General features: G+C 69.0%; 20 protein-coding genes and 1 pseudogene. 13 read left to right on the top strand and 8 right to left on the bottom strand.

Translation table 11 applies throughout. From position 1 onward, the window contains the following. Position 1 precedes the first annotated feature (1 nt). Together ACH4YP_RS36635 and ACH4YP_RS36630 are read right to left on the bottom strand one after the other, a co-directional pair. Positions 2-1,453 carry a serine/threonine-protein kinase gene (locus ACH4YP_RS36635; protein ID WP_398495231.1) on the bottom strand — a complete coding sequence of 484 codons (1,452 nt, stop codon included), beginning with the start codon at positions 1,451-1,453 and terminating at the stop codon, positions 2-4. A 196-nt stretch (positions 1,454-1,649) separates the two neighbouring features. Beyond that, entirely contained in the window at positions 1,650-2,201 is a 552-nt protein-coding gene (locus tag ACH4YP_RS36630; protein WP_361068263.1) for a DUF3455 domain-containing protein, read from the bottom strand. A gap of 448 nt (positions 2,202-2,649) precedes the next feature. On the opposite strand from ACH4YP_RS36630, the gene ACH4YP_RS36625 reads away from it, so the two are divergent. Genes ACH4YP_RS36625 through ACH4YP_RS36605 form a run of 5 tightly spaced genes read left to right on the top strand, consistent with a single transcriptional unit; the run spans position 2,650 to position 8,156 of the window. Continuing rightward, positions 2,650-3,273 (top strand): isochorismatase family protein, encoded by a 624-nt coding sequence (locus ACH4YP_RS36625; RefSeq protein ID WP_361068260.1) that lies wholly within the window; start codon positions 2,650-2,652, stop codon positions 3,271-3,273. Beyond that, a complete protein-coding gene (locus tag ACH4YP_RS36620) occupies positions 3,270-5,192 on the top strand; it encodes an anthranilate synthase family protein (RefSeq protein WP_398495229.1) in 1,923 nt (640 codons plus the stop codon). Before ACH4YP_RS36625 ends, ACH4YP_RS36620 begins: the two co-directional genes overlap by 4 nt. 33 nt (positions 5,193-5,225) lie before the next feature. After that, positions 5,226-5,735 carry a PhzA/PhzB family protein gene (locus tag ACH4YP_RS36615; protein ID WP_398495228.1) on the top strand — a complete coding sequence of 170 codons (510 nt, stop codon included), beginning with the start codon at positions 5,226-5,228 and terminating at the stop codon, positions 5,733-5,735. Continuing rightward, on the top strand, positions 5,732-7,267 hold the full coding sequence (locus ACH4YP_RS36610; RefSeq protein ID WP_398495226.1) for an FAD-dependent oxidoreductase: 1,536 nt from the start codon (positions 5,732-5,734) through the stop codon (positions 7,265-7,267). Before ACH4YP_RS36615 ends, ACH4YP_RS36610 begins: the two co-directional genes overlap by 4 nt. A 7-nt stretch (positions 7,268-7,274) precedes the next feature. Next, positions 7,275-8,156, top strand: a complete 882-nt coding sequence (locus ACH4YP_RS36605; RefSeq protein WP_398495225.1) for a PhzF family phenazine biosynthesis protein — start codon at positions 7,275-7,277, stop codon at positions 8,154-8,156. A gap of 17 nt (positions 8,157-8,173) precedes the next feature. Here the strand turns inward: ACH4YP_RS36605 and ACH4YP_RS36600 are convergent, their stop codons facing one another. From ACH4YP_RS36600 to ACH4YP_RS36585, 4 genes are all read right to left on the bottom strand, one after another. Further along, on the bottom strand, positions 8,174-9,157 hold the full coding sequence (locus tag ACH4YP_RS36600) for an AraC family transcriptional regulator (RefSeq protein WP_398495223.1): 984 nt from the start codon (positions 9,155-9,157) through the stop codon (positions 8,174-8,176). A gap of 195 nt (positions 9,158-9,352) precedes the next feature. After that, positions 9,353-9,973: a DedA family protein gene (locus tag ACH4YP_RS36595; RefSeq protein WP_398495221.1), complete on the bottom strand. Its 621-nt coding sequence runs from the start codon at positions 9,971-9,973 to the stop codon at positions 9,353-9,355. A 66-nt stretch (positions 9,974-10,039) separates the two neighbouring features. Further along, a complete protein-coding gene (locus ACH4YP_RS36590; protein ID WP_398495219.1) occupies positions 10,040-11,149 on the bottom strand; it encodes an FAD-dependent monooxygenase in 1,110 nt (369 codons plus the stop codon). 152 nt (positions 11,150-11,301) lie between these two features. Further along, a complete protein-coding gene (locus tag ACH4YP_RS36585) occupies positions 11,302-12,252 on the bottom strand; it encodes a LysR family transcriptional regulator (RefSeq protein ID WP_361068237.1) in 951 nt (316 codons plus the stop codon). 217 nt (positions 12,253-12,469) lie between these two features. Between ACH4YP_RS36585 and ACH4YP_RS36580 the strand changes: the two genes are divergently transcribed. The 3 genes from ACH4YP_RS36580 to ACH4YP_RS36570 all read left to right on the top strand — a co-directional run bounded on the left by ACH4YP_RS36580 (position 12,470) and on the right by ACH4YP_RS36570 (position 17,092). Next, a complete protein-coding gene (locus ACH4YP_RS36580; RefSeq protein WP_398495218.1) occupies positions 12,470-14,368 on the top strand; it encodes an amino acid adenylation domain-containing protein in 1,899 nt (632 codons plus the stop codon). Further along, the gene (locus ACH4YP_RS36575; protein WP_398495216.1) at positions 14,359-15,612 is read left to right on the top strand and encodes a cytochrome P450; all 1,254 of its coding nucleotides are present in this window, start codon (positions 14,359-14,361) and stop codon (positions 15,610-15,612) included. The genes ACH4YP_RS36580 and ACH4YP_RS36575 overlap by 10 nt, the downstream gene beginning before the upstream one ends. Before the next feature lie 496 nt (positions 15,613-16,108). After that, complete coding sequence (locus tag ACH4YP_RS36570) at positions 16,109-17,092, top strand: helix-turn-helix domain-containing protein (protein WP_398495214.1); 984 nt, start codon at positions 16,109-16,111, stop codon at positions 17,090-17,092. Positions 17,093-17,139: 47 nt separating this feature from the next. On the opposite strand, the gene ACH4YP_RS36565 is transcribed toward ACH4YP_RS36570, so the two are convergent. Next, a complete protein-coding gene (locus ACH4YP_RS36565; protein ID WP_361068225.1) occupies positions 17,140-18,330 on the bottom strand; it encodes an MFS transporter in 1,191 nt (396 codons plus the stop codon). A 122-nt stretch (positions 18,331-18,452) separates the two neighbouring features. On the opposite strand from ACH4YP_RS36565, the gene ACH4YP_RS36560 reads away from it, so the two are divergent. From ACH4YP_RS36560 to ACH4YP_RS36550, 3 genes are all read left to right on the top strand, one after another. Next, positions 18,453-18,890 carry a glutaredoxin domain-containing protein gene (locus tag ACH4YP_RS36560; protein ID WP_398495212.1) on the top strand — a complete coding sequence of 146 codons (438 nt, stop codon included), beginning with the start codon at positions 18,453-18,455 and terminating at the stop codon, positions 18,888-18,890. Between the two features lie 66 nt (positions 18,891-18,956). Then, positions 18,957-20,060, top strand: a complete 1,104-nt coding sequence (locus ACH4YP_RS36555; protein ID WP_398495210.1) for a DUF4037 domain-containing protein — start codon at positions 18,957-18,959, stop codon at positions 20,058-20,060. A gap of 282 nt (positions 20,061-20,342) precedes the next feature. Beyond that, entirely contained in the window at positions 20,343-20,723 is a 381-nt protein-coding gene (locus ACH4YP_RS36550) for a RidA family protein (RefSeq protein ID WP_361068220.1), read from the top strand. A gap of 113 nt (positions 20,724-20,836) precedes the next feature. Here the strand turns inward: ACH4YP_RS36550 and ACH4YP_RS36545 are convergent. After that, positions 20,837-21,022, bottom strand: a pseudogene (locus ACH4YP_RS36545) (ankyrin repeat domain-containing protein); the annotation flags it as partial. Positions 21,023-21,279: 257 nt separating this feature from the next. On the opposite strand from ACH4YP_RS36545, the gene pepN reads away from it, so the two are divergent. Further along, positions 21,280-23,772: an aminopeptidase N gene (gene pepN / locus ACH4YP_RS36540; protein WP_398495209.1), complete on the top strand. Its 2,493-nt coding sequence runs from the start codon at positions 21,280-21,282 to the stop codon at positions 23,770-23,772. Between the two features lie 168 nt (positions 23,773-23,940). Next, the gene (locus tag ACH4YP_RS36535; protein WP_398495207.1) at positions 23,941-24,354 is read left to right on the top strand and encodes a hypothetical protein; all 414 of its coding nucleotides are present in this window, start codon (positions 23,941-23,943) and stop codon (positions 24,352-24,354) included. Positions 24,355-24,414: the final 60 nt, after the last annotated feature.

The raw sequence follows: 24,414 nt of genomic DNA, 5'->3' as shown, positions 1-24,414 counted from the left end.
GTCACGGTTGGTGTGTGACGCTGACCTGTACGGTTATGGCCCCTTGGTTGTCCTGGACGCATCTGTCGGCGGTGTCGTTGATGGCGAGTTGGAGGGTGGTGTAGTCCTTGGCGCCGTTCAGGGACTGGTCGATGGCCGTGTTGTAGCCGGCCGGGCCGGTCATGGGGATGTTGACGTGGTCGACGGTCCACCGGCCCGAGACGAAGCGCACGGTGACTTTGTCTCCCTGCTGGACGGTCACCCCGGTGATCTGCTGCCAGCCGGTGGTGGACTTCACGGCCTGGCGGGTGGTCGTGGTGACGGGGTCCTTCTTGAGCGGCAGCATCCCGGTGAGGAACAGTGCGCCGCCAACACCCGCCGCCAGTACCGCGGTTGCGGCCAGCGCCCACCCCAGCCGCTTCACGCTCCGGGGGCGGGAGGCGGGCTGGGGCGTGGGCCTGAGGGAGGTGGTGTGCGTTGCCGTCGGCATGGTCTGCCCGTACGGGGCCGGGTGCTGGCGGCCGCTGGTCATGGTGTCCGCGTCGGGCAGTTGGGGCGTGGGCCGGGATGTGTGACCGGTCGGTGACGGCAGCAGGAGTGGTGGTGCGGTGTCCGGGTGGCCTGCCGCGATGCGGTGCAGGGCGTCGCGTGTGTGGGCGGCGGTGGGCCGTTCGTCGGGGGATTTGCGCAGGAGTGCCTCGATGACCGGGCGCAGCGGGCCGAGCCGTTCGTTCAGGGCGGGTTCGGCGTAGGCCACCGCGTGGAGGGTGGCGGGGCGTGCCGGTCTGCGGAAGGGGGACTGTCCGCCGCACACCGTGGCCAGGGTCGCGCCCAGCGACCACAGGTCGGAGGCCGGGCCGACGTCGGCTCCCGTCACCCGCTCGGGGGCCATGAACTCCAGGGAGCCGATCAGTTCGCCGGTGGTGGTCAGGAACTCGCCGTCGTCCAGGACCGCGATGCCGAAGTCGCTCAGGACGGCGCTGCCGTCGCGGCGCAGCAGGACGTTGGCGGGTTTGACGTCCCGGTGCAGGGTGCCGGCCGCGTGCACCGCCACCAGCGCGTCCAGCAACTGCAGTCCCAGGGCGGCGGTGTGCCGCGGGGTGAGCGGTCCGGTCTCGGCGACATGACGCGCCAGCGAAGGCCCCTCGACCAGTTCCATCACGATCCACAGCCGGTCCTCGGACTCGACCAGGTCATGCACACCCACCACATGCGGGTGCGGCACCCGCGCGACCGCACGCGCCTCACGGACCGCACGACGCAGCCGTACCCGCTGCTCCTCGTCGCCGTGGGTGAGGATGTGCAGTTCCTTGACGGCGACCGGACGGTCCAGCAACTGGTCATGAGCCCGCCAGACCGTGCCCATCCCACCCCGGCCGAGGACGTCATCGAGCAGATACCGGCCGGCGATCAGCCGCCCCGAGCCGCGCTCCGCACGTATCCCCGCCTGGTGATCGCCATCTCCGGATAACACGCGCTCCCACATTTCCCTCCCGGCGGGGCCTGAACACCCACCGGCCGTCGCTTGTCCGAACCGGGCCGAGCGTAGCGGCCGGAGGCCGGTCCGGTGCATGGCGCCAGGCCACGTCGTACGTTCTGCCGCAGGGCCGGGAGCACAACAGTGGCCCCTCGAAATCGCCCAGGAGCCACTGCCGTTGCTGCCTACAGGATTACTTGGCGGGCTTGTAGAAGGTGTAGGTGGCGGAGTACGGGACGCTCGTCTGGTCCGTGCCGGTGCAGGCGGTGGTCGGGGCGACGCCGCCGCGGGTGTTGAGGCGCTGGATGTAGGAGACGTCGGCGAAGACCCCGGTGCCGCGAGTGGCGGTGGACTTCAGGAGGAGCTCGGGGATGGTGCCGGTCTTGGGGGAGGTGACAAGGGCGGCGGCGTTGACGGCGCTGCCGTCCACCGTGGACACCCAGACGGGTCCGCGTGAGTGGAGGGCGACCGTACGGCGGGAGTGGTCGTTCTTGGCCCACAGGGTGGCGGCGGGCTCCAGCAGCTTCCAGGCGCCGTCGGTGCAGGTGTAGGTCTGGACGCCTTCGGCGGAGAAGACGCCGGTGAGGCGGTTGCCGTCCGGGACCTTCAGCGCGGCGGGAACGTCGACGCCGGTGCGGGTGGGCTGCGAAGCCGCCGCCGGGCCGACCGTCGTGCCTATGAGCGCGGCGGTGGTGACAGTGGCGAGAGCCGTGGTGGTGAGGACAAGCCGCTTGGCTAGCTTCATCAGGTGTGTCTCCAGAGCAATTTCTGAACGTGTTCGTGGGAATGGACGCGGATGCCGTGCGTGTCCCATGCCGGGACTGGGCAGGTTCCGAACGTCCGGGCCGGTCAGATGATCTTCAGCCTTGATGCCGCACTGTACGCGTGAACCCAGCCGGCTGTGCCGCCAACTTCTGATCAGTTGGTGGTCAACTCTGCTCACTGGCCTGGATGGCTGTGCATCAGGCTCAGACGCGTATGGATCCGGGCCTTGCGCGTATGGCTGTGGGGTACGAGCCGGTGGTTGCGTAGGTCGTCGTAGCCGTCGCCGGGGCACCACAGAACGTGCAACCGCACGAGCCACCCCGGCCGAACCGCCGTAAGTGGAAAAGGAATTCAGTCGTGATGCACGCCTCCACCATTCCCGGGGGACAGCTCTCCACCTGCTCTCCCGAGAGTCACCTGGGGGGCTCATGACCGGCATCGCGGACATCGAGTCGTACGCGCTGCCGACATCGGCGGAGCTGCCGAAGAACGTGGCCGCCTGGACGGTCGACCCCCGGCGCTGCGCGTTGCTGATACATGACATGCAGTGGTACTTCCTGCGCCCCTTTCCCGAGACCATGACCAGTCAGCTCGTACGCAACACGGTCTCGGTGCGGGACCGGTGCCGGGCGCTGGGCATGCCTGTGGCGTACACGATGCAGCCCGGTGGGATGGACCCGTCGCAGCGCGGACTGCTCGCCGACTTCTGGGGGGCCGGGATGCAATCCGCACCGGCCGACCGTGACGTGCCCGAACCGCTGACACCCGGGCCGCTGGACGGGGTGTTCACGAAGTGGCGGTACAGCGCGTTCTTCCGAACCGAGTTACTGGCGTGGCTGCGCCGACGCGGTGCCGATCAGCTCGTCATCTGCGGGGTGTACGCGCATGTGGGCGTCCTGGCCAGCGCGGTCGACGCGTTCAGCCACGACGTCCAGCCATTCGTCGTGGCCGACGCGGTCGCCGACTTCTCGGCGCAGGACCATCGATTCGCCCTGGAGTACGCCGCGCGGAAGTGCGCTGTCGTGCTCACCGCGGAGGACATCCTGCCGTGACCGGTACGTCGGGTCTTCTCCGCCGGGTGCTGGCAGCGGAGCCGCCCCCGTTCGCACTGCTGCACCGCCCGGAACGGACCGGACGACACCAACTCGACGTACTGACAGGCGAGTTGTGTTTGCCGGACCGGCTCGCCGATGTCCCTGTGTCCGAAGAGGGCGCTGATGAGGGCGCCGAGGAAGACGGCCAGGAACATCAGGTCCTGACTGTCATCCCCTACCGGCAGCTCCGCGAACGTGGCCTCGCGTGTGTCGACGACGGGGCGCCGCTGATCGCGATGCTGATCACCGAGCAGGCGGTGGTGCCGCTGCAGGATCTGCTCCGACGCATCCCCGAGGTCCCGGTCCGGCTCGTCGACGGGCACTTCGACACCGACGACGACACCTATGCCCGTACCGTCGAACGGGTCGTCAGCGACGAGATCGGACAGGGCGCGGGCTCGAACTTCGTGCTCGGACGACGCTTTGCCGGGCAGATCGCCGACTACGACCTCGACGTGGCACGCACCGTCTTCCGGCGGCTGTGCGAACAGGAGTCCGGCGCGTACTGGACCTTCCTGATCCACACCGGCACCCGCACGTTCGTCGGTGCCACACCGGAACGTCACGTCAGCCTGCACGACGGTGACGCGGTGATGAACCCGATCAGTGGCACGTACCGCTATTCCGAGGACGGCCCCACCCTCGCCGGACTGATGTCGTTCCTGGACAGTCACAAGGAGTCCGACGAGCTGCACATGGTGCTCGACGAGGAACTGAAGATGATGGCCCGCGTCTGCGACGGCGACGGAGGTGGTGTCCGGGTCCTGGGGCCGCGGCTCAAGGAGATGGCACGGCTCGCGCACACGGAGTACCTCATCACGGGCCGTTCCCGCCGACACCCCCTGGACATCCTGTCGGAGACGATGTTCGCGCCCACGGTGACCGGCAGTCCGCTGGCCGGCGTATGCCGGGTGATCACCCGGTACGAGCCGGCCGGGCGCGGTTACTACGGCGGGGTTGCCGCGCTGATCGGCCGCGACCGGACCGGCGGTCACCGCCTCGACTCGGCCATCATGATTCGTACCGCGGAACTCGATCCGACGGGCAGGGCCGGGATCGGTGTCGGCGCGACGCTCGTACGGCACTCGGATCCGGCGGCCGAGGCGGCGGAGACCCACGTCAAGGCGGCGGCCCTGCTGCGGGCCATGTCCACCGATCCGGAGTCCGGGCCACGCCGCGGGCCCGGCCGCAATCGTCCGCTCGGCGAGCATCCCTATGTACGCGACGTGCTCCAGCGCCGCCGGCGTGGCCTGGCCGGGTTCTGGCTCACCGCCGACCGCCCACCGCCGACGCCGGTGTCCTCCCCACGACGGGTCCTGGTGGTCGACGCCGAGGACGAGTTCACCGCGATGATCGCCGCGCAACTCCGCCCACTGGGGCTGGCGGTGACCGTCCGGCGGTGGGACGAACCGTATGCGTGGAACGCGGAGGATCTCGTCGTCCTCGGCCCCGGGCCGGGCGACCCCCGAGACGCCGACGATCCCAGGAACTCCCATCTGCGCCGGGCGATCGAAAAACTGCTGGCCGGGCGGAAGCCGTTCCTCGCCGTGTGTCTGAGTCACCAACTGCTCGGCCTGGCACTCGGTTTGGACGTGCGCCGCGGCGCCGTTCCCCACCAGGGCACGCAACGCGGGATCGAGTTGTTCGGCGAGCACGAGACGGTGGGCTTCTACAACACGTTCGCCGCGCACAGCGACACCGACAAGCTCGACGTGCCCGGTGTCGGCCTGGTGGAGGTCAGCCGGGACACAGGCACCGGCGAGGTGCACGCACTGCGCGGACCTGGCTTCGCCTCCCTGCAGTTCCACGCCGAGTCGGTGCTGACCCGCAACGGCCCCGCCCTCTTCGCCGCGCGCATCGACGAGGCGCTGGCCTGACACCTGCCCTACCCACGACCGAGGAGACCGACCATGACCCAGCACACGAGGCCCCAGGAGTGGGTCGACGACGACTCCGAACTGCGCCGCGCCAACCGGGCCACGGTGCAGCGATACCTGGACATGACGGAGGGACCGGCGAGGCTCGAACGCCACCACCTCTTCACCGAAGACGCGCGAGGCGGCCTCTGGACCACCGACACCGGACAACAGGCCGCGGTCACGGGACGGGAGAACCTGTACCTGATGGCCGCGTGGTCGCTCGAGTGCTTCCCCGACTGGCGCTGGACCAACGCCGAGATCTTCGAGACCCAGGACCCCGACCGGATGTGGGTGGAGTGCGACGGAGAAGGGCAGATCATCTTCCCCCACTATCCGCCGGGCCACTACCGCAACCACTTCATCCACTCCTTCCGCCTCGACAACGGAAAGATCGCGGAGATAAGGGAGTTCATGAATCCCTGCGAGCAGATGCGGGCTCTGGGCATCGAGGTCCCGGTCGTCAAGAGGGGCGGGATCCCCACCGACGGGGAGACGGCATGACCTCGGTGGTCGTCGTCGGTTCGGGCGCCGCCGGGCTGGCCGCGGCACTGTCGGCACGGGAATCGGGCGCCGAGGTCACCGTCGTCGAGGCGACATCGACGATCGGCGGCACCACCGCCCTGTCCAGCGGGGCGGCCTGGCTGCCCAGCAACCACCTGCCGCTCGCAGCCCACGACACCCCGCAGCGCGCCCGTACCTATCTGAGTTCCCTCGGCCGATCCGACGAGTACGGGTACGAGCACGAGCCCGCGGACACCGCCATGTCCGACCGGTTCGTCGACGAGGCGCCGCGCGTGGCCGAGTGGCTTGAGACGAAGACACCGCTGCGCTGGTCCACCCTTCCCGTACCGGACTGCCACAACACGCTGCCGGGCGGGTACGCGGCCGGCCGGTCGCTCGAACCACGGCCGTTGCGCACCACACCGCGGGTCGCCGCTCTGGTGCGTGCTGCTCTGCCCTGGCGTCCGCGTGCAACCCTCACCGAACTCCTCACCGGCGAAGCCGCTCCCGACCTCATCGAGCAGCGCGGGCAGGCCGGAGTACACACCGCGGGGCAGGCACTGGAGGGCGCACTGCTCACGGCCGCCATCGACGCGGGCGTCACCGTCCGCACACACGCCAGAGCGACGAGTTTCCTAGGTACCGGCGTGGTGGTCGACGGCACACCGCTGGCCGGGCGGGTCGTACTCGCGACGGGTGGCTTCGAACGCGACGAGGCCCTCGTCCGGCGATTCCTCGGCCGCCCGGTTCCCGGCCTCACCGGAGCACCCGGCGCCCGCGGCGACGGGCTGCGCATGGCCATCGCCGCCGGGGCCGCACTGCACAACACGTCGCAGGCCTGGTGGTGCCCGACGATCCGGATACCCGGCGACGCGATCGACGACCGACCCGTGCACCGGATACTCCTCGCCGAGCGTGCGCGCCCCGGTGCCGTGCTGGTCGACGGCCACGGTCACCGGTTCACCAACGAGGCCCGGAGCTACCACGGGGTCGGCCGATCGCTGCACCCGTCCGAGCCGTCATGGCTGATCGTCGACTCCGCCCACCGCCGCCGCTATCCGATCGGCCCGGTCCGCCCCGACGAACCCGACCCCGACTGGCTGCAACGCGCGTGCACACTGCTGGAGTTGGCGCGGCTCATCGACGTCCCGGGCGACACGCTCGCCAAGGCGATCAGCCGGTTCAACTGGGCGGCGGCAGCCGGCGAGGATCCGGACTTCGACCGAGGAGTGAACTCCTACGACGGCGTCATGGGTGATCCTGGCGCCGTCCACCCGACGTTGGGGCCCCTGTACGCGCCACCTTTCTACGCCGTGCCGGTACGGCCCGGACTCGGCGGAACCAGCGGCGGCCCGCGCACCGATCCCGACGGGCGTGTGCTGCGCGACGACGGAACGGCCGTACCAGGGCTGTACGCCGCGGGCAACGTCGCCGCCGGCCCGTTCGGGTCCGCCTACCCGGGCACCGGCGCGACGATCGGCCAGGCCCTCGTGTTCGGCGCCCAGGCCGGCAGAGCAGCGGCAGGAGACTGAACCCACCATGCACCAGTACGTGATCGTCGACGTGTTCACCACGGTTGCCCTGCAGGGCAACCCCCTGGCCGTCTTCCCGGACGCGGTCGGTATCCCCGCCGAGAGGATGCAGCTGATCGCCCGTGAGATGAACCTCTCGGAGACGACGTTCGTCCTCCCCGCCCGGGCCGACGGCGACCGACGGGTCCGCATCTTCACCCCGGTCAACGAACTGCCGTTCGCCGGACACCCGGTGCTGGGCACCGCCGCGGTGCTGGGCGTGTCCACGGCGGTGGACCGGTTACGGCTGGAAACCGCGGGCGGCACCATCCCGGTCGACTTCCTCCACCGCAGCGACCGGACCGTGACGGCCGCCATGCGCCAGCCGATCCCGGTCCGGGAGCCGTACGGGCGGCAGGGCGACCTCCTCGACGCGCTCGGCCTCGAATCCTCGACCCTTCCGGTGGACGCCTACCGCAACGGGCCCCGGCACGTCTACGTCGGAGTCGAGAGCGAAGCGGCCCTCGCCCGACTCCAGCCCGATCTGCGCGCGCTGGCACGGCACCCGGACATGGCCGCCATCTGCTTTGCGCGCTCCGGGAATTCGGGTGACAGTGGGGGCAGCGGAGGTTCTGAAAGCTCGGGGGAACACTGGCGGATGAGGATGTTCTCCCCGGCCTACGGAGTGAGCGAGGACGCGGGGACGGGATCGGCCGCCGGCCCGCTCGCGGTGCATCTCGCGCGGTATGGACTCGTCCCGTTCGGAAAACGGATCGAGATCGTCCAAGGTGTGGAGATGGGCCGCCCGTCGCAGCTGTTCGCCAGGGCAGAGGGCAACAGTCGTCAACTGGACATGGTCGAGGTCGAGGGATCGGCGGTCATCACCGCCCACGGAACCCTCCTCGCCTGACCAACCCCGTCGCCAGTTCAGGCTCCACAGGCCCGGCGGGACTCGAGGTCCCGGAAACGGCCGGGAGAGATGCCGTACTCACGGCGGAAGGCGGCTCCGAACGCGAACTCCGTCGAGTAGCCGACCTGACGGGCGATCGTCGCCAGCGGCGCCTTGGTCTCCCGGAGCAGACGGGCCCCGTGGCTCAGGCGCCGGCCGGTCAGGTACGTCATGGGTGGCTTCCCCACCATCGCGGTGAATCGTTTGGTGAACGCCGTCCGCGACATCCCCACACTCTTGCCGAGTTGCTCAACCGTCCACGGCTTGTGCAGGCTCGTATGGATCTCGCGCAACGCGACGGCGATGGCGGGATCGGCGATCTCCGGCCGGTCCGCGTCGCGATTCTGCTCCAGCCATTGGCGCAGAGCGTGGGTCAGCAGCAGGTCCAGGAGCGCGGGGCGGGTCGCCCCGCTGCCCGGCTGGGTGTCGGAGACGTCCACGGCCAGCAGATCGGCCAGCAGCCGCAGTTGCAAGGCGCGGTCATGTCCTGGCGAAACCACGAGGACTTCGGGTAACGCTCGTAAGTACGGGTGTACTTGTCCGTGGTCGAGCCAGTACGCGCCGCACAGGAACTCGGCGTCGGCGGGATCGGGACTGGCCTGATCAGGACTGGGCGGATCCTCGCTCACGACCGCTGACGCTGGGGGCAACTCCCTGAGCAGGCCCGGCGCGTGACTGAATCCGAGCTCGGCCCCGAAGGGCGTGAGGACGACATCGCCCGCCTTGAGCGCACGTGGCCGCCCGGTTGCCGGGATCAGCCAGCCACTGCCCCGCAGGAGGATGTGGAACCCGCTGCCCGCGAAGGCTGGGAAACGCATGCCCCAAGAGCCCGACTTCCTGACCCGGCAGGCCTGGGCCCGCCCGATCCGCACGCTGCCGATCGCCTCGCTCAGGACGTCCATGCCTGAGCCGGTGGTGGCACGAGTGATGGCAACGATGCGGGTGGAGCTCTTCTGGTTCACGAGGCTCTCGTCTTTCGTATGCAACAGGGCCTGGAACAGCTCGGGTTTGCCCTACCGCCGGAGCCTAGGTTGATCGGCACGCCAGGCACTTGAACCACAGCGGCATCCGAACAGAACATCCGCGCCACGAGGGGGGCCTCTCCGGCAGGCATCTCGCCGGACACTGAGCCGTCTCAGCCGATGTGGCGCGTCAACTCAGGGCCTCCGTACGTACTTTGCAGGGTTGTTGCGGCGCCGGACATACCGTGAGAGCTCCACCGCGCCGGTCACCGCGAGCGCGAACCCGACGCCGACTGCGATGGACAGGAGCGTGTTCTCCTGGAAGAAGACACCGCCGAGGTATCCCGAAAGTGCGGTGTAGGCACTCCACGTGGCGGTGGAAATCGCAACGTACAACATGAACCTGCGCAGCGGGTATCTCACCACCCCCGCCGTTCCTGTGGCGAGATAGCGTCCGACCGGAACGAATCGCGTGGAGACGAGAACAAAACCGCCGCGTAGTTCAAGTTCGCGCTCGAACCAGTCATAGGCCTTCCGGCGTTTGGTGCCAGCTGGCAGACGCTTCAGTGCGCGTTCCCCCATCAACCGGCCGATGGAATAGGGAACCAGGTCGCCGAGAAAGGCGCCGACCGTCGTTGCGGCGATGACAAGCATGATATTTGTCTGCCCGGTTGCACCGGCGACGCCTGCGATGATCACGACGGGCTCACTCGGAATCAGCGGGAGGAAAGAGTCGAGCAGGGATACCGCAATGAGTACGGCGTAGAGCATGGGCGACGCCAGTAAAGACTCCGCGAGGTTTATCCAGTCCGGCATTTACTACCCGCCTCCTGTCGTGTGGATACGGAATTTCACAGGTGATTCCATAATTCCTGGAGGCTGTTATGGAGTGGCTGGTGCCGTGGTGAGCATCCAGTGGCTGAACGCGGCGTAGCGTTGCGCGAATTCGACTGCGTCGCCGGCATGTTCGACGGCGGTGGAGTGCTCGCGTACCGTGTCGAAGCGGGCGCTGCGGGTGTGCTCGTAGGTGGTGAGGGCCTTTTCCAGGTCGGCCTCGGCCGTGAGGATGCTGCGTAGGACGCCGACGTCTTCGATGCCGAGAGTGCCGCCGGAAGCGATGTGGGGGGACAGCCCGTGCGCGGCGTCGCCGATCAGGGCGACGCGCGCGCTGGTCCAACAGGGCAGTTCCGGGACCAGCGTGACCTGGTTCTCCAGGATGGATTCCTCCGGCGTTTCGGCGATCATGGACACGAGGTCGTCGTTCCATCCCGCCTCAGCCAGATTCCGTGCGCGTTCCAGTGCCCGTTCGCGCTTGCTTCCGGTGAGCGGCCCGGCATCGAACTGGTTGACCATCCACATGGTCCGATCACGAGCGATCCTCGCGTACCCGCCTCGGGTTCGGTGGTGGCCGACGGTGAGCACGGTGGGCTCTGAGTCTTGACTGCCCGTCGGCACGATCGCGCGCCAGGCGTAGTGGCCGGAGTGCGGTACGGCGTCGCTTCCCGGCACCAGCTGCTTGCGCACATTCGAGTGGACGCCGTCCGAGCCGATCAACAGATCCGTGTGAAGTGTCTCGCCGTTGGCGAGGTGCACGACGACGTCCGATCCGATCTCGGTATATCCGGTCACGTGGGCGTCGAGGCGTATTCGGTCGCGACCGATGGTGTCGGCCAGGAGGTTGTTCAACTCGGGGCGCGGTACGAGCAGGAACCGGTGATCCCTGTCGGTGTAGCCAGGAGCACGGACCGGATCGCCGGCAGGGTTGAAGAACCACGTGTTCTGTTCGATACCCATGTCGCGGATGGCCGGGCCGATGCCGAGGTGGTCGAACTCTCGCAACGCGTTGGCCCACAGGCCGATTCCGGCGCCGAGGGCCCGAATCCGCGGTGCCTGTTCCAGCACGATGACCTCGTGGCCGATGAGTTTGAGGGAGGCTGCGGCTGTCAGGCCCACTAGGCCGCCGCCGACGATTACCGTGGATTTCGTGGACAACTTATTTTGCTCCTTGGCGAGTTACGGCTCAGAGGCACGTCTCGACACTACGAGCAGTCGTCGCTTGCTTCAAATGCAATTTAATCAATGAGAGATTTACTCGTGTGCATTTGACCCGCGGTGCACGCCACCGGGTCACGCCACGCCGCTGTTCAGGCGTCGGCCGGCCTTGCTTCGGCCGCGTCGGTGCCTGTCGTGGACCGGTGCCCGAGAAAGGCGGCGAAAGAGTCGCGTACCTGAGCGCGGAGCCACGCGTGGGCCTTGTCATTGTCGTAACGCTGGTGCCAGGCCAGTGTCACCGGCACGGGTGCGAGGCCAAACGGTGGCGTGCTGATGCGGAGTCCGCAAGCGTCGAGCGTCGGCCGGCACATCCGCTCGGACACCACGACGAGCAACTCGCTCTGGCTGACGATGTGCAGGGCCGCAGTGCTGGTGGGGGCAGATGCAACAACCCTGCGCCGCAGGCCGAGGCTTTTCAGGGCAACGTCGATCGGGTCCTCGGTCCGGCCGCGACGGGACACAATGACGTGGTCAGCGGCAGCGAAGCGTTCAGCGGTCAACGGGGCGCCTGCGCAGCGATGGCCGGGGCGGAACGCGACCACGAGCCGGTCGTCACCGAGCGTTTCATGGTTGATCTCCGGCAGGGCCGGCGTGGTCGAGCTGATCTCCAGGTCGACCCTGCCGTGCCGCAAATCGTTGGTGTCGATGTCGGCCTCCGCCAGCAGCCGCACGGACAGGCCAGGTCCGGCTTGCTGGATCACAGCGAGGAGATGGGGAGCGATCGCCGTTGTGAGGGCGTCGTTTCCTCGGATGGTGAAAGCCCTCCGCAGGGTGCCGAGATCCAGCGTGCGCTTCGGTTCGAGGACGGCTCGCGACTGTTCGACGAGGTAGTGCACCTCGTCACGAATTTCCAGGGCATAGGGCGTCGGTGTCATCGTCCGGCCTGTGCGGACCAGAATCTGGTCCCCGGTGAGCCGGCGGATCCGGCCGAGGCTGCGGCTCGTGGCCGGAGCGGACAGTCGTAGCCGTTCTGCCGCCCCTGTGACGCTGCCCTCCTCGAGGAGGGCATCCAGCACCGCCATGAGATTCAGGTCCAGTTGCATGGGGTGCATGTTAGGGCGACCAAGTATGCGCTGGTCGGCATGAGTTGGCGGCTGCACGGTCGTTCCGCGGCGACTGTTGAAGGAGTCCGCGGTTTCACCGGTCGGGCCCGTCGGCGTACGAGGACGGTCTTGTGCTCCGTCGAGCGTGCGTACGCACACGTATGGATTCGCACCACCGGAGTATGTGCGCTTCGGCCGGTCGCTGGTTGAGTCGGCTGTGCGACAACCTCATTCGACCGGCCGCGCCGACTTCGTCCGTGAGGGCAGGGACACCGATGAAGCGGGGATGCCGATGAAGGACGTCACGATCACCGAGCTGTTCGCCGACCGGGCGCGGCGCGCACCAGCGGCGACGGCGCTGCGCTTCCGCGGCGAGGAGATGTCCTATCGGCAGTTGGACCTGCGGGCCGAACACCTGGCACACCGGCTTCGAGACCTCGGTGTCGGGCCGGAGGACGTCGTCGGCGTATGCGTAGAGCGCTCCTTCGAGATGATCGTCGCTCTCCTCGGTGTGCTGAAGGCAGGAGCGGCGTATCTGCCGCTGCATCCGGACGAGCCGGCCCTGCGGCTTCGGTTCATGCTCGACCATGCGGGCGCCCGTGTCCTGCTCACCCACCGGCCCGTCCTCGGGCAACTGCCCGATCTCGACGTGACCGTGCTCGATGCGGACGGCCCCGAGGCCCTTGACGCCGTGCCACTTCCACCCAATGGGTCGGCCGACGGGCTGGCCTACGTGCGCTACACCTCGGGCTCGACCGGGCATCCGAAGGCCGTGGCCGTGCCGCACCGAGGCGTCGTCCGGCTCGTGCACGACACCGAGTGGATCGAGTTCGGCGCCGATCAGACCTTTCTTCACCTGTGTGCGCTCACGTTCGACCCGTCCGAGTTCGAGATCTGGGGAGCCCTGCTGAACGGTGGCTGCCTGGTCATCCACCCGCCCGGCCCCTTGTCGCTGCCCGAACTGGCGGAGGGCCTCCGGCGCGAGGGGATCACGACGCTCTGGCTGACCGCCGGACTGTTCCACCGCATGGTGGACCGCCACGCGGACAGCCTCGGCGGGCTGCGCCAACTCGTCGCGGGCGGCGACGTGCTGTCACCGGCCCACGTCAACCGCGTACGGCGTGCCCACCCGAAGGTCAGGATGGTCAACGGTTACGGGCCGACGGAGAACACCTGCTTCACGACATCCCACACGGTCACCCGCCAGGTAAGGGGCACGGTTCCGATCGGGACGCCGATCACCGGTACACGCGTGTACATCCTGGACGAGGGACTGCGGCCGGTTCCCGAGGGGGAGTGGGGCGAGTTGTATACCGGCGGCGCAGGACTCGCGCGCGGCTACCTGCACCGTCCGGAGCTGACGGAGCAGCGATTCCTGCCCGATCCGTTCGTGCCGGGCGAACGGATGTACAGGGTCGGGGACGTGGTCCGCCGCGACTGGAGCGGCGTGATGGAGTTCCGCGGCCGCCTCGACGACCAGGTGAAGATCGCCGGTCACCGGATCGAGCCCGGCGAGATCGTGGCCGCGCTCACCGAGCAGCCCGGTGTGTCGGAGGCCGTCGTGATCGCCCGGGAGGACGTCACCCCGGGCGAGAAGGTCCTCGTCGCCTATGTCGTCGCGGAACTCCCGGACCAGAACCTGGCCGACCTGGCCACCGAGTTGCGCCGGGCGCTCCGACACCGGGTGCCGCGGCACATGGTCCCCGCCGCGATCACGGTGATCCCCGAGTTCCCGCTGACCCGGGCCGGCAAGATCGACCGTACGGCGCTGCCGGCGCCGAAGCTCCTGCCGCGCGCCGCTGACACCGCGTACGAATCCCCACGGACGCCGGTCGAGACGAAGCTGGCCGATGTCTTCGCCGATGCTCTGGCGGTCGAACACGTGGGCATCCACGACGACTTCTTCGCCATCGGCGGCAACTCACTCATCGCCGCGGACGTTCTCGCCCGACTCCGCGGCGAACTGGCGGTCGACGTACCGGCGGCCCGCTTGTTCTTCGAGAACCCCACGGTGGCCGGACTGGCCGAGGCGGTCGGCGCACTGACCGAATCGCCCACGGAATCGGCCACCGAATCATTCGACGAGGACCACGAGGGAGACAGGGCATGCGACTGACACACCCGACCGGAGACGAAGCGATCGACCTGGACAAGGTCGACCTGTTCGATCCCGTCGTGCACGCGGAGGGCGACCCGCATGCGCTCTGGCTCGCCATGCGCACCCACGACCCCGTGCACTGGCAGCAGTTACGCCCGGACCTGGGGTACTGGTCGGCCACGGCCCATGACGACGTGGCGAAGGTGTTGCGGGACCACACGGCGTTCACCTCCGAACACGGCACGCTGCTGAACCTGTTGGGGAGGAAGGACCCGGCCGGCGGGAAGCAACTCCCCGCGACCGATCCGCCACGGCACACCCGCATGCGTTCGCCGATCCAGCGGGCGCTCAACGGCCGTGCGGTGGAGGGGCATCGCGGAGTGATCCGCGACGAGGTGCGGCGCCTCTTCGGCGAGGTCGTCGATGGTGAGCCGTTCGACTTCGCCGCGCTGACCGACCAGTTGCCGATGGCGGTGATCGGGACACTCATGGGCCTCGATCGCGACGACTGGTCCCACCTGACCTTCCTCACCACCCAGGCCGTCGCGCCGGACGATCCCGAGTTCGTCCGACCGGAGGGTGCGCAGTCCACGCTGCACCGGGCACACCGGGAGTTGTTCGCCTGCTTGCAGGACGCCCTTGCGAAGCGCCAGGGCGGTGGCACCGGTGACCTGATCGACGTACTGTCCACGATGGAGTTCGAGGACGGCGGAGGACCGCTGACCGCCGGCGAGATCGTCTCGAACTGCTACAGCCTGCTGCTCGGGGCGAATGTCACGACACCGCACGTACCGAACGCGGCCCTGGCCGAGCTGACCGCCACCGGCACGTACGCGGACTGGGCCGGCCATCCGGAGCTGCTGGACAGCGGGATCGAGGAAGCCCTGCGCTGGTCCTCGCCGACCAGCCACTTCATCCGCTACGCCAGGCACGACGTCCAACTCGGCAAGGTCACGGTCCGAGCGGGGGAGGCGGTCGCCGCGTGGATCGGCTCGGCGAACCGGGACGCGAGCGTGTTCCCGGACCCGTACACCTTCGACGTACGCCGCAACGCTCAACGGCACCTGGCCTTCGGCGTCGGCCCGCACTTCTGCCTCGGCCACGCCCTGGTCAGGATCACGTTGGAGGAGTTCTTCCAGGAACTCTTCGCCCGGTTCGAGCACTTCGAGCCGGCGGGTGAACCAGAACACCTGCACTCGAACTTCATCGCGGGGATCAAGCACCTGCCGCTGGTCGCGACCCGCCGCAAAGGGGCGATTTAGCGGGGGAGTGGGACGGTGGTGCGGATGAGCAGGGACTGCGACTTGCGACTGGTTGGGGTCCCTGCAGCTTCTGGCAGAACAGGTCGATGCACGCGACCTCCTCCACGCGGACGAACCGCTCGGCTTCGCTCCAGCACAGCCCCAACTTTCCGTCGGTCCCACAGTGACCCGAACTCCCTGCTGCGCCGCAGCGGACTCGCCACGAGACGGGCAGTCCACTGCCTGCTCCTTGAGTCCCTGCCAGGGAGCGAGTGCGGTTCGGACGTCGGCCGAAGTCGCCGTAGGCCCACCGTCGTCGGAGCAGTGAGTCTCCTCAACCACCGTCTGCCAGGCAGTGGTCGTATGCGCCATGCCCGGAACCGCCGGGATTTTGCCCCTCCCGCTGAAGTCCAGGAAGGTCGACACGCCATGCGCTCGAACCACAGTGGTGTCGGAACGGAACATCCGCACCATGGACCGGCGTTGGAGCAACGCATGCGAGGGGGATCGGAAGGCGATGGGCACTGGGGCGAGGGCCGACGTGTCGCACGGGGCGTTCCACCTGGACTCCACGGTCCCGGGCGCCGCGTCGCGAGGACTCGACGCATTCCGGCGCGGGTGGGAGACACAACTCGGCGGTGGCTTCAGGCTGCCGGCCTTCAGCCCCGCCACGATCGGTGACTTCCGGGTCAAGGGCCGCGCCGCCAGGCTGAGTGACGTGACGATCGCCGACCTCCACGGCGCCTCGGCCACCCGGACCGCGGGCACTCCAGGCGGCGATGAGGATCTGGTGCGGATGTACGTGGTGCGGCAGGGCGCATGGGCGTTGGACGGCCCGCGCGAGCGTGACGAACACACCGTGTCGGCCGGGCAGTTCCTCCTGCGGCACTTCGGACATCCGTCGGCCTTCGAGACCGCGCCGCACACCACGGCGAAGATCCTCTTCCTGCCCACCTCGATGCTCGGCCCGTTGCTCGGGAACCGGACCATCACCGGACCGGTCGAATCGGCCGAGGTGCGGCTGTTGGCGGCGCACTCGAACATGGTCCACGAGACCATCGCCGACCTGAGCCCGGCCGGCGTGCATGCCGCCCACAGCACCCTGGTCGAGTTGGCCAAGGCGGTCGCGCAGAGCCGGTTCGACGATACGGAACCACTACTGGCTCCTTCGCTCGCGCGGGCCGCGAAGGACCTTGCGGACAGCCATCTCGCCGATCCCGAGCTGTCTCCTACGATGCTGGCGCGTGAACTGCGTGTCTCCGTACGGACTTTGCAGCGGGCGTTCGCCATGGCGGGGGAGTCGGTGACCACCTACATCCGCCACCGGCGCCTGGAGGAGGCCCGCCTCGCTCTCACCACCGGGCCCGGCCGGCCGAGCGTCTCGGAACTCGCCGCACACTGGCAGTTCTCCGACAGCAGCCACTTCATCCGGGCCTTCAAGAAGCACTACGGCCAGACCCCCACCGAGTACGCCCGCTCGACCTGGCCGACCGGGAAGTGAACCGAACACCCCGGTGCCGGCCGGGCACCCGGAAGGGAGGGGCCGCGTCACGTTCTCGTTCGTACCGGTCGCCGGAGCAGGTAGACGCCCGCGGTCGAGACCAGGACAGCCATGCAGGTGATGAACACCAGCCCGGCGCCCTCCAGGCCGATCGGACCCGTCAGTACGCCCACGCCGATCACCGGCACCGAGATGCCCGCGTAGGCCACCACGAACAGCGTCGAGACCACCGACGCCCGGCGGTCCGCGGGAGACGCCTGGGCCACCGCGGACAGGGCCCCGCGAAACGCCAGACCCTGCCCGACCCCGCCGACGATCGCGCTCAGCACCACCAGTGAGAGCAGGTCCCAGTGCAGCGCGCCCGCGAGCAGTGCGAGTCCGGCGAGGAGTCCGGCGCAGCCAAGCGGCAGTGATCGTTCCAACCCGACCCGGCCGACCAGCAGTTGCCCCGCGGTCGAGGAGAAGAAGGCGAGCGCGACGACGAGCCCGCTCACGGCGTGATTGTCCATGTCCAGGGACTGCGCCAGGAACGCCGGGCTGACCGACGTGAACACCCCGAACAGTGCGAACCCCACGAACGAGGCGATCGCCGCGGGCCCGAACACCTTCCGCACCTGCGGGGGCACTCCGGGCCGCTGCGGCCGTACCGTGCTCAGGGGCCGCCGCTCGCGTACGGCCTCCGGCAGCCACAGCAGGACGGCGGCCGAACCGGTCACCAGCGCGAGGTGCACGACGAAGGGCAGATACAGCGGCCAGGGGGCGTACTGGGCGAGGACTCCGGCGAGCAGTGGACCGCAGCCCAGCCCGCCCATGTTGGCGGCGGTCGCCACGAACGTGGCCCGGGACGCACCGCGTTCCGGTGCCAGCTCCATCACGTACACCGTGGCGGCCCCGGTGAAGAGACCGGCGGAGAGCCCCGACAACAACCGCCCCACGTAGAGCCAGCCCAGCCCGGTGGCGCACAGGAAGCAGACGGCGCTGGCCGCCGCGAATCCCAGGCCCCACAGCAGCACCGGCCGCCTGCCCACGGCATCCGAGACGTTGCCCGTCAGCAACAGCACGGCGATGACCCCGAAGGCGTACACGGCGTACACGACGGTCACCGTCAGCTCGGAGAACCCGAACTTCTCCTGATAGAGGCCGTAGAGCGGGGTCGGCAGCGTGGTGCCCGCCATGCACACCGCGAACACCGCCCCGCTGAGCAAACACTGGCGCCACCCTCGGCGATCACCGTCCATGCCGCCGACGGTAATCCCGCGACCCGCCGGGCACCGGCGCGGCGTGCCCGGCGCGCCGCCATTACGGAAAAGCGGCGGACGCCCAGGAACTGCTCCATTCCGGCTCGATAGGCTGAGCCATCATGATGCGCGCCTGGATCTCGCCGATGTTGCTTGTGCTCAGTGGCTCAGTCGTTGCTGTTGGGCTGATTCTCAACGGGAGCACCGCTGCAGCCGTCGCACTCCTTGTGGCGGTTGTGCTGTTCGCGGGCCTGAACTCGCCTCTGATCTTCCCGCGGTCGATCGGCGCACTGGAGGCAGAACGCCGCAGCGCGGCCGACGGCCGGCCGGTCGTCTTCTGGCGGCCGGGTTGCGTGTACTGCCTGCGACTGCGCATACGGCTGGGCCGCAGCGCCCGCCGGTTGCACTGGGTCGACATCTGGCGTGACGCGGATGGAGCAGCCGTGGTGAGGGCAGCCAACGAGGGGAATGAGACCGTGCCGACCGTCGTCGTGGCGGGCCGGCCGCACGTCAACCCCGATCCTGCATGGGTGCGCGAACAGCTCTCCCCTCCCGCGTGACCGGGAGCCGTGCAACATCGGAAAAGCCTTCGACCGACCGCACGCCGATCCGGCACCCTCCAGGGCATGACCACGTCGTCCTTCATTCCCGGGCTGGAACTCTCCCGCCACTTCTACTTCGAAGCCGTACGGCCCCTGCTGGACGAGGTCGTCCCCCGAATCGCGCACTCCGCCGCCCGGCTGGGCTCCGGCTCGGAAGTCCTCGGATTCGACACCGCCCGCTCCGCCGACCACGAGTGGGGTCCCCGCCTGCAGCTCTTCCTGCACCCGCGGGACGTCACCCGTCATGGCGCGAGGATCTCGGCACTGCTCTCCGAACGCCTGCCGAAGACCTTCCGCGGCTACCCGACGCACTTCGCACCGGCCGGCGAAGCGGGCATTCGGGTCATGGAGACGACCGACGGGCCGGTCCACCACCGAGTCGACGTCACGGCTCTGGGCGCCTGGTTCACCGCGCAACTGGGCTTCGACCCGGGCAATGGCGTGACGTCGGCTGACTGGCAGGCCACCCCCACCCAACTGCTCGCAGAGGTCACCGGCGGCGCCGTCTTCCACGACGGACTCGGCCGGCTCGCACCGGCGCGCGCTGCCCTCGACTGGTACCCCCACGATCTCTGGCTCCACGTGCTCGCCTGCCAGTGGCAGCGCATCTCCCAGGAGGAAGCCTTCGTCGGCCGCTGCGGCGAAGTGGGCGACGAGCTCGGCTCCGCTGTCGTCGCCGGCCGACTGGTGCGCGATGTGATGCGGCTCTGCCTGCTCATGGACCGCCGCTATCCGCCCTACAGCAAGTGGCTCGGCAGCGCCTTCGCCCGCATTCCCCGGGCGTCCGCCCTCACACCGGTCCTCACAGCGACCCTCGCCGCCACCGACTGGCACGTCCGCGAGCGTCACTTGACCCGCGCGTACGAGGCCATCGCGGTCATGCACAACCAGCTCGGCCTCACCGAGCCCGTCGACCCCACCACGCGGCCCTACCACAACAGGCCGTTCCGAGTGCTGCACGCCGAACGCTTCACCGAGGCGCTGATCGCCCGCATCACCGACCCGGCCATCGGCTCCCTGCCGACGATCGGCACCGTCGACCAGTTCATCGACAGCACGAACGTCCTCAGCCGCCCCGAGCTGGCACACGCGGCCACCCGCGTAACGGTGTCTGACAGGACAAGCTGAGTTCTGGCAACGTTTGAAGGCTTGCAGTGGGAGCATCGAGGCGCTCTGTGGGATGAGGCTGCGATGACACCGTCGGTTTCCAAGGTCGGCCTGCACGCGACGATCTGCCGTGATGCCCGGGCCGGGACGCCGTACGGGGCCTTGATACGTGAGCACGGAGGCGATTCCGCACGGTCCAGGCCGTCACTGCCCAGCACCACACCGGACAAGCGGATCTTCGACCGGAGGTGGCCGAGGTGACGGCCGAGTTGAGCAGGAACCTTTCCGACAGGAGACCGATCGATGCCCCGAAGAGTCATCTCCACCCCGGACGCGCCGGAGTTCCCCGGTTACAGCCAGGCGGTCAAGGTCGGCAACACGATCTACGTCGCTGGAACAGTCGGCGTCGACGTGACGACCGGTGAGCTTGCCGGGCCCACGATCCAGGAGCAGACCCGCCGGTCGCTGCTCAACTGTCAAGCGATCCTGCGCGCCGGCGGCGCCGAGCTGAGTGACGCGGTGATGGTCCACACCTTGCTCATGCGCCCCGAAGACGCTGATGGCGTCGTCGAGGTCTTCGACGAGTTCTTCCCCGACGTACGACCGCCGCGTTGCGTCAGCAAGCTCGGCGTCGACCGGCCAGGGATCCTGGTGTCCATCGCCATGACAGCCGTCACGGACTGATCCGTCGCCGCCCGCCTCACCTGCTCTGTCCCCGGCCGACCGGACGGCTGGGGATGGTTCAGGCCGGCGCGACGGTCACGTCGCAGCGCGGATTCTCCTTGCCGGGCTCGGCGTTATGGCACCACACGAAGCCGCGCGGCCTCATGGCGGAGTGCCTCCACGGTGGCCGTCACCTTGGGAGAGCGGCCTGTGCCGTGATCCTCATGACGGTTCGGATCGGCGCCGTGCGCCAACAGTTCGCGCACCGTCTCGGTGTGCCCCCAGCATGCGGCCGCGCACAACGGCGTGCCGAACGCCCCCAGGAGATCCTCGAGAGTTACGTCTACGCCGGTACTGCTTCGCGCCGGAGCTGATGAGTTGAGCGCGTCACCGTCCCCAAGTGGGTCTGGCTGACTGTCAATGAGCGCCGGCCTTGCCGTGAACTCCCGCTTCCACTCCCGCGGCAGGGTTCCACCGGGTCAAGGCACGCGAAGCCCGTTCGACACACCAAAAAAGCCTGCGTCCACAGCCGCCCTCCGTCGTACGCTGACGCCCGCTGTCTGCCGAGGGAGTACGTATGGAGATCCGGAGCCTGACCCGTGCCGAAGCCGAACGCCGGGGCGCGCTGCTGGAGGTCGAGCGGTACGACGTGGACATCGACCTCACCGGTCTGGTCGACGGGCCGGAGGTTCGGTGTGTCTCCACCGTGACCTTCAGCTGTCGCGAGCCGGGTGCGGAGACGTTCGTCGACTGTGCGGCAGAGGTGCGGAGTGCCACGCTGAACGGCAGATCCCTCACCGCCACCGGGGACGGCCGGATAGCACTGCCGGCGCTTGCCGGACACAACGTTCTGCACGTGGAGAGCGTCCAGGCCGACACGACCACGGGCCACGGCGTACACAGGGCGATCGACCCCGCGGACGGCGAGGTCTACGTGTGGACGAGCTTCGAACCGGACGAGGCCCGCTTCGTCTGGGCGTGCTTCGACCAACCCGACCTCAAGGCACCGCACGCCTTCGCCGTCACGGCGCCGCCCGCGTGGACCGTCACCAGCAACTCCGGGGACCCGCGTGTCGAGGAACTGGAGTCGGCCCGCCGCTGGACCTTCCCGGACACCCCGCCGCTGTCGACGTACAACACCGTCGTCAACGGGGGCCCCTTCCACGAGATCCGCCGCGAGGCCGACGGCCACGACCTGGGTCTCTTCGCCCGCCGCTCCCTCGCTCCGATTCTCGAGCGTGACGCCGACGAGCTCTTCACCCTCACCCGCCAGGGGCTCGCCTTCTTCGGCGAGGTCTTCGCGATGCCGTTCCCGCAGCGCAAGTACGACCAGGTGTTCGTGCCCGAGTTCGGCGGGGCGATGGAGAACTACGGCTGTGTGACCTGGTCGGACGCGTTCCTGCGGCGGGCCGCGCCGACGCCCGCCGAGAGCGAGCTGTTCGCGAAGGTGCTGCTGCACGAGATGGCGCACATGTGGTTCGGCAACATCGTCACCATGCGCTGGTGGGACGACCTCTGGCTGAACGAGGCGTTCGCGGAGTTCGCCTGCCACTGGGCCGCCGAGCGCGCCACCCGGTACACCGACGCGTGGGCGAGCCACCTGGCCGGCGACAAGCTCAAGGCTTACCTCTCCGACCAGGGTCCCGTCTCGCACCCGATCCACCAGCCCATCCATGATGTCGCCCAGGCCGCGTCGATCTTCGACAACATCACGTATCCCAAGGGCGCCTCCGTCCTCCAGCAGCTCATGACGTATGTCGGTGAAGAGCGCTTCAGGGCGGGCATGACCGCCTACTTCGCGCGTCACGCGTGGGGCAGCGCCACGCTCCAGGACCTGATCGACGTTCTCGCCGAGGCCAGTGGGCGGGACCTGGACACCTGGCGGACGGCCTGGCTCGCGACGGCGGGCACCGACCGCTTCACCCTGGAGCGCGACGGTGACACCGTCACGCTGGTGGCCGCCGACACGCCGCGCCCGCAGGTGCTGGCGGTGGGCGCGTACAGGAGTAGCGGCAGGAACGACGACACGAACGACGGGGTCCTGGAACGCAGGGCGCTCGTGCGCGTCGAGGTCACGCAGACCCGCACTCCGGTCACCGGCCTCCCGACCGGGGCGGACCTCGACGTTCTGCTGATCAACGACGAGGACCTGACCTTCGCCACGACCCGTCCCGACCCCGCGACCAGGGACGCCTTCCTCCGCGCGGCGGCACAACTGCCCACGGCCATCTCCCGAGGAGTGGCCACGGCGACCGTGTGGGACATGCTGACCACCGGCGAGGCCACGGCGGCGGAAGCCGGTCGGTGCGTCACCGCCGTCCTCATGGCCGAGACGTCCGACGCCGTGATCGAGCCCTGGCTGACTCTCGCCGCGAACATCGCCGAACTGTGGGCCCCGGAAGGCGAACGTGCCGGACTGACGGCAGAGGTGACGGAGGCCTGCCGGCGCCTCGCCACGGACCCCGGCCGTCGCCAGGTCGCCCTGCGCGGCCTGGCCCGCACCGCGACCGAACCGGACGATCTGGCCTGGCTCCGTGAACAGGCCGGTGACGACGTGGACCTGCTCTGGCGAGTGCTGGTCCGTGAGGCGGAACTAGGCGGGGACGTCTCGTCGGAGAGCGCCCTCCTGCTGGAACGCGACCCCGACCCCGACGCCTGGGTCCGCGCCCTCACCGTACGAGCCGCCCTGCCGGACCCCGCCGCGAAGGCAGAGGTCTGGCAGAAGCTGGCGGTGGACCGTGCGGTGCCCGTCAACTCGGTCGGCCAGGTGGCGGCGGCGTTCTGGCGCCCGGGCCAGGACGCCCTGTTGGCGCCCTACACCCGGCGTTACCTGGACTCGATCCCGCACCTGCACCGAGGCGGAATGATCCCGGCGATGGTCTTCGCGGGCCACCTCTTCCCACCGCACGCCATCGACCCCACGTACATCGACGAGGCCCAGAAGGCGGCCCAAGAGGCGGCCCCGGTGGTCCGCAACACCCTCCTGGAACGCTCGGACACGGTACGGCGAATGCTCCACTCACGAACTCCGACGGACCGGGTGATCGGGTCGGTCGAGCTTGAGCAGTAGTTCGGCGAGCTCGGCCGGCATGGTCACCACACAGTCGTGGCCGGTCGCCAGTTCCCACACCTGGGCCGAGCCGGATCACCTCGGTGAGGCATTCCCCGACGATCAGCTTGACGATGTCGTCGACATGGGTGTCAAGCCCTACCTCCGGGCATCGCCGGCCTGGGCGCCATGCTCCCGCTGCCCGCCACGGTCGAGGGCCGCCACTTCGACGTGCTCGCGGCCAACGCCCCGGCGGCCGCGTTGTCCCCGCGCCTCGTGGCGGGAGCCAACCGGCTGCGGGACGTGTTCCTCGACCCCGCCGAGCGGGCCCTCTGTCCGGACTGGGAGAACGCCGTCGTGGGCCTGGTCGCCGGCCCTCGCTTCAGCCGGCGCTGGGCCCGCCACGACGTAGAGGCGTGCGAAGGTGCGCCCGAGCACATCGACCACCTCCAGGTCGGTGGCCTGCGGCTGAACCGGGAGAGACTGGGCATCGGTGGCGCGGCGGGCCAGATGCTCGTCGTCCGCCACTCGGACCCCGGCACCGACAACGCCGACAAACTGGCACTGCTCGCCTCCGTCGTACAGCCGTCCGTCCGGACATGACGAGCCGCTCCGCCAAATGTCCGTCCGGACGTGACGAGCCGCTCCGCCAAATGTCCGTCC

The sequence above is a fragment of the Streptomyces sp. NPDC020747 genome (genome assembly GCF_044334695.1).
In the GTDB taxonomy this organism is placed as follows: domain Bacteria; phylum Actinomycetota; class Actinomycetes; order Streptomycetales; family Streptomycetaceae; genus Streptomyces.
The sequence above is the reverse complement of the archived record's forward strand: the minus strand, read 5'-3'. Positions and strand labels throughout refer to the sequence as shown.

Bases quoted from the DNA above. Each gene is read 5' to 3' on its own strand.
- ACH4YP_RS36615 (WP_398495228.1), top strand. From the start codon at position 5,226: ATGACCCAGCACACGAGGCCCCAGGAGTGGGTCGACGACGACTCCGAA.
- pepN (WP_398495209.1), top strand. From the start codon at position 21,280: ATGGAGATCCGGAGCCTGACCCGTGCCGAAGCCGAACGCCGGGGCGCG.
- ACH4YP_RS36575 (WP_398495216.1), top strand. From the start codon at position 14,359: ATGCGACTGACACACCCGACCGGAGACGAAGCGATCGACCTGGACAAG.
- ACH4YP_RS36585 (WP_361068237.1), bottom strand. From the start codon at position 12,252: ATGCAACTGGACCTGAATCTCATGGCGGTGCTGGATGCCCTCCTCGAG.
- ACH4YP_RS36625 (WP_361068260.1), top strand. From the start codon at position 2,650: ATGACCGGCATCGCGGACATCGAGTCGTACGCGCTGCCGACATCGGCG.
- ACH4YP_RS36560 (WP_398495212.1), top strand. From the start codon at position 18,453: ATGATGCGCGCCTGGATCTCGCCGATGTTGCTTGTGCTCAGTGGCTCA.
- ACH4YP_RS36570 (WP_398495214.1), top strand. From the start codon at position 16,109: ATGGGCACTGGGGCGAGGGCCGACGTGTCGCACGGGGCGTTCCACCTG.
- ACH4YP_RS36555 (WP_398495210.1), top strand. From the start codon at position 18,957: ATGACCACGTCGTCCTTCATTCCCGGGCTGGAACTCTCCCGCCACTTC.
- ACH4YP_RS36565 (WP_361068225.1), bottom strand. From the start codon at position 18,330: ATGGACGGTGATCGCCGAGGGTGGCGCCAGTGTTTGCTCAGCGGGGCG.
- ACH4YP_RS36550 (WP_361068220.1), top strand. From the start codon at position 20,343: ATGCCCCGAAGAGTCATCTCCACCCCGGACGCGCCGGAGTTCCCCGGT.
- ACH4YP_RS36630 (WP_361068263.1), bottom strand. From the start codon at position 2,201: ATGAAGCTAGCCAAGCGGCTTGTCCTCACCACCACGGCTCTCGCCACT.
- ACH4YP_RS36595 (WP_398495221.1), bottom strand. From the start codon at position 9,973: ATGCCGGACTGGATAAACCTCGCGGAGTCTTTACTGGCGTCGCCCATG.
- ACH4YP_RS36610 (WP_398495226.1), top strand. From the start codon at position 5,732: ATGACCTCGGTGGTCGTCGTCGGTTCGGGCGCCGCCGGGCTGGCCGCG.
- ACH4YP_RS36535 (WP_398495207.1), top strand. From the start codon at position 23,941: ATGCTCCCGCTGCCCGCCACGGTCGAGGGCCGCCACTTCGACGTGCTC.
- ACH4YP_RS36605 (WP_398495225.1), top strand. From the start codon at position 7,275: ATGCACCAGTACGTGATCGTCGACGTGTTCACCACGGTTGCCCTGCAG.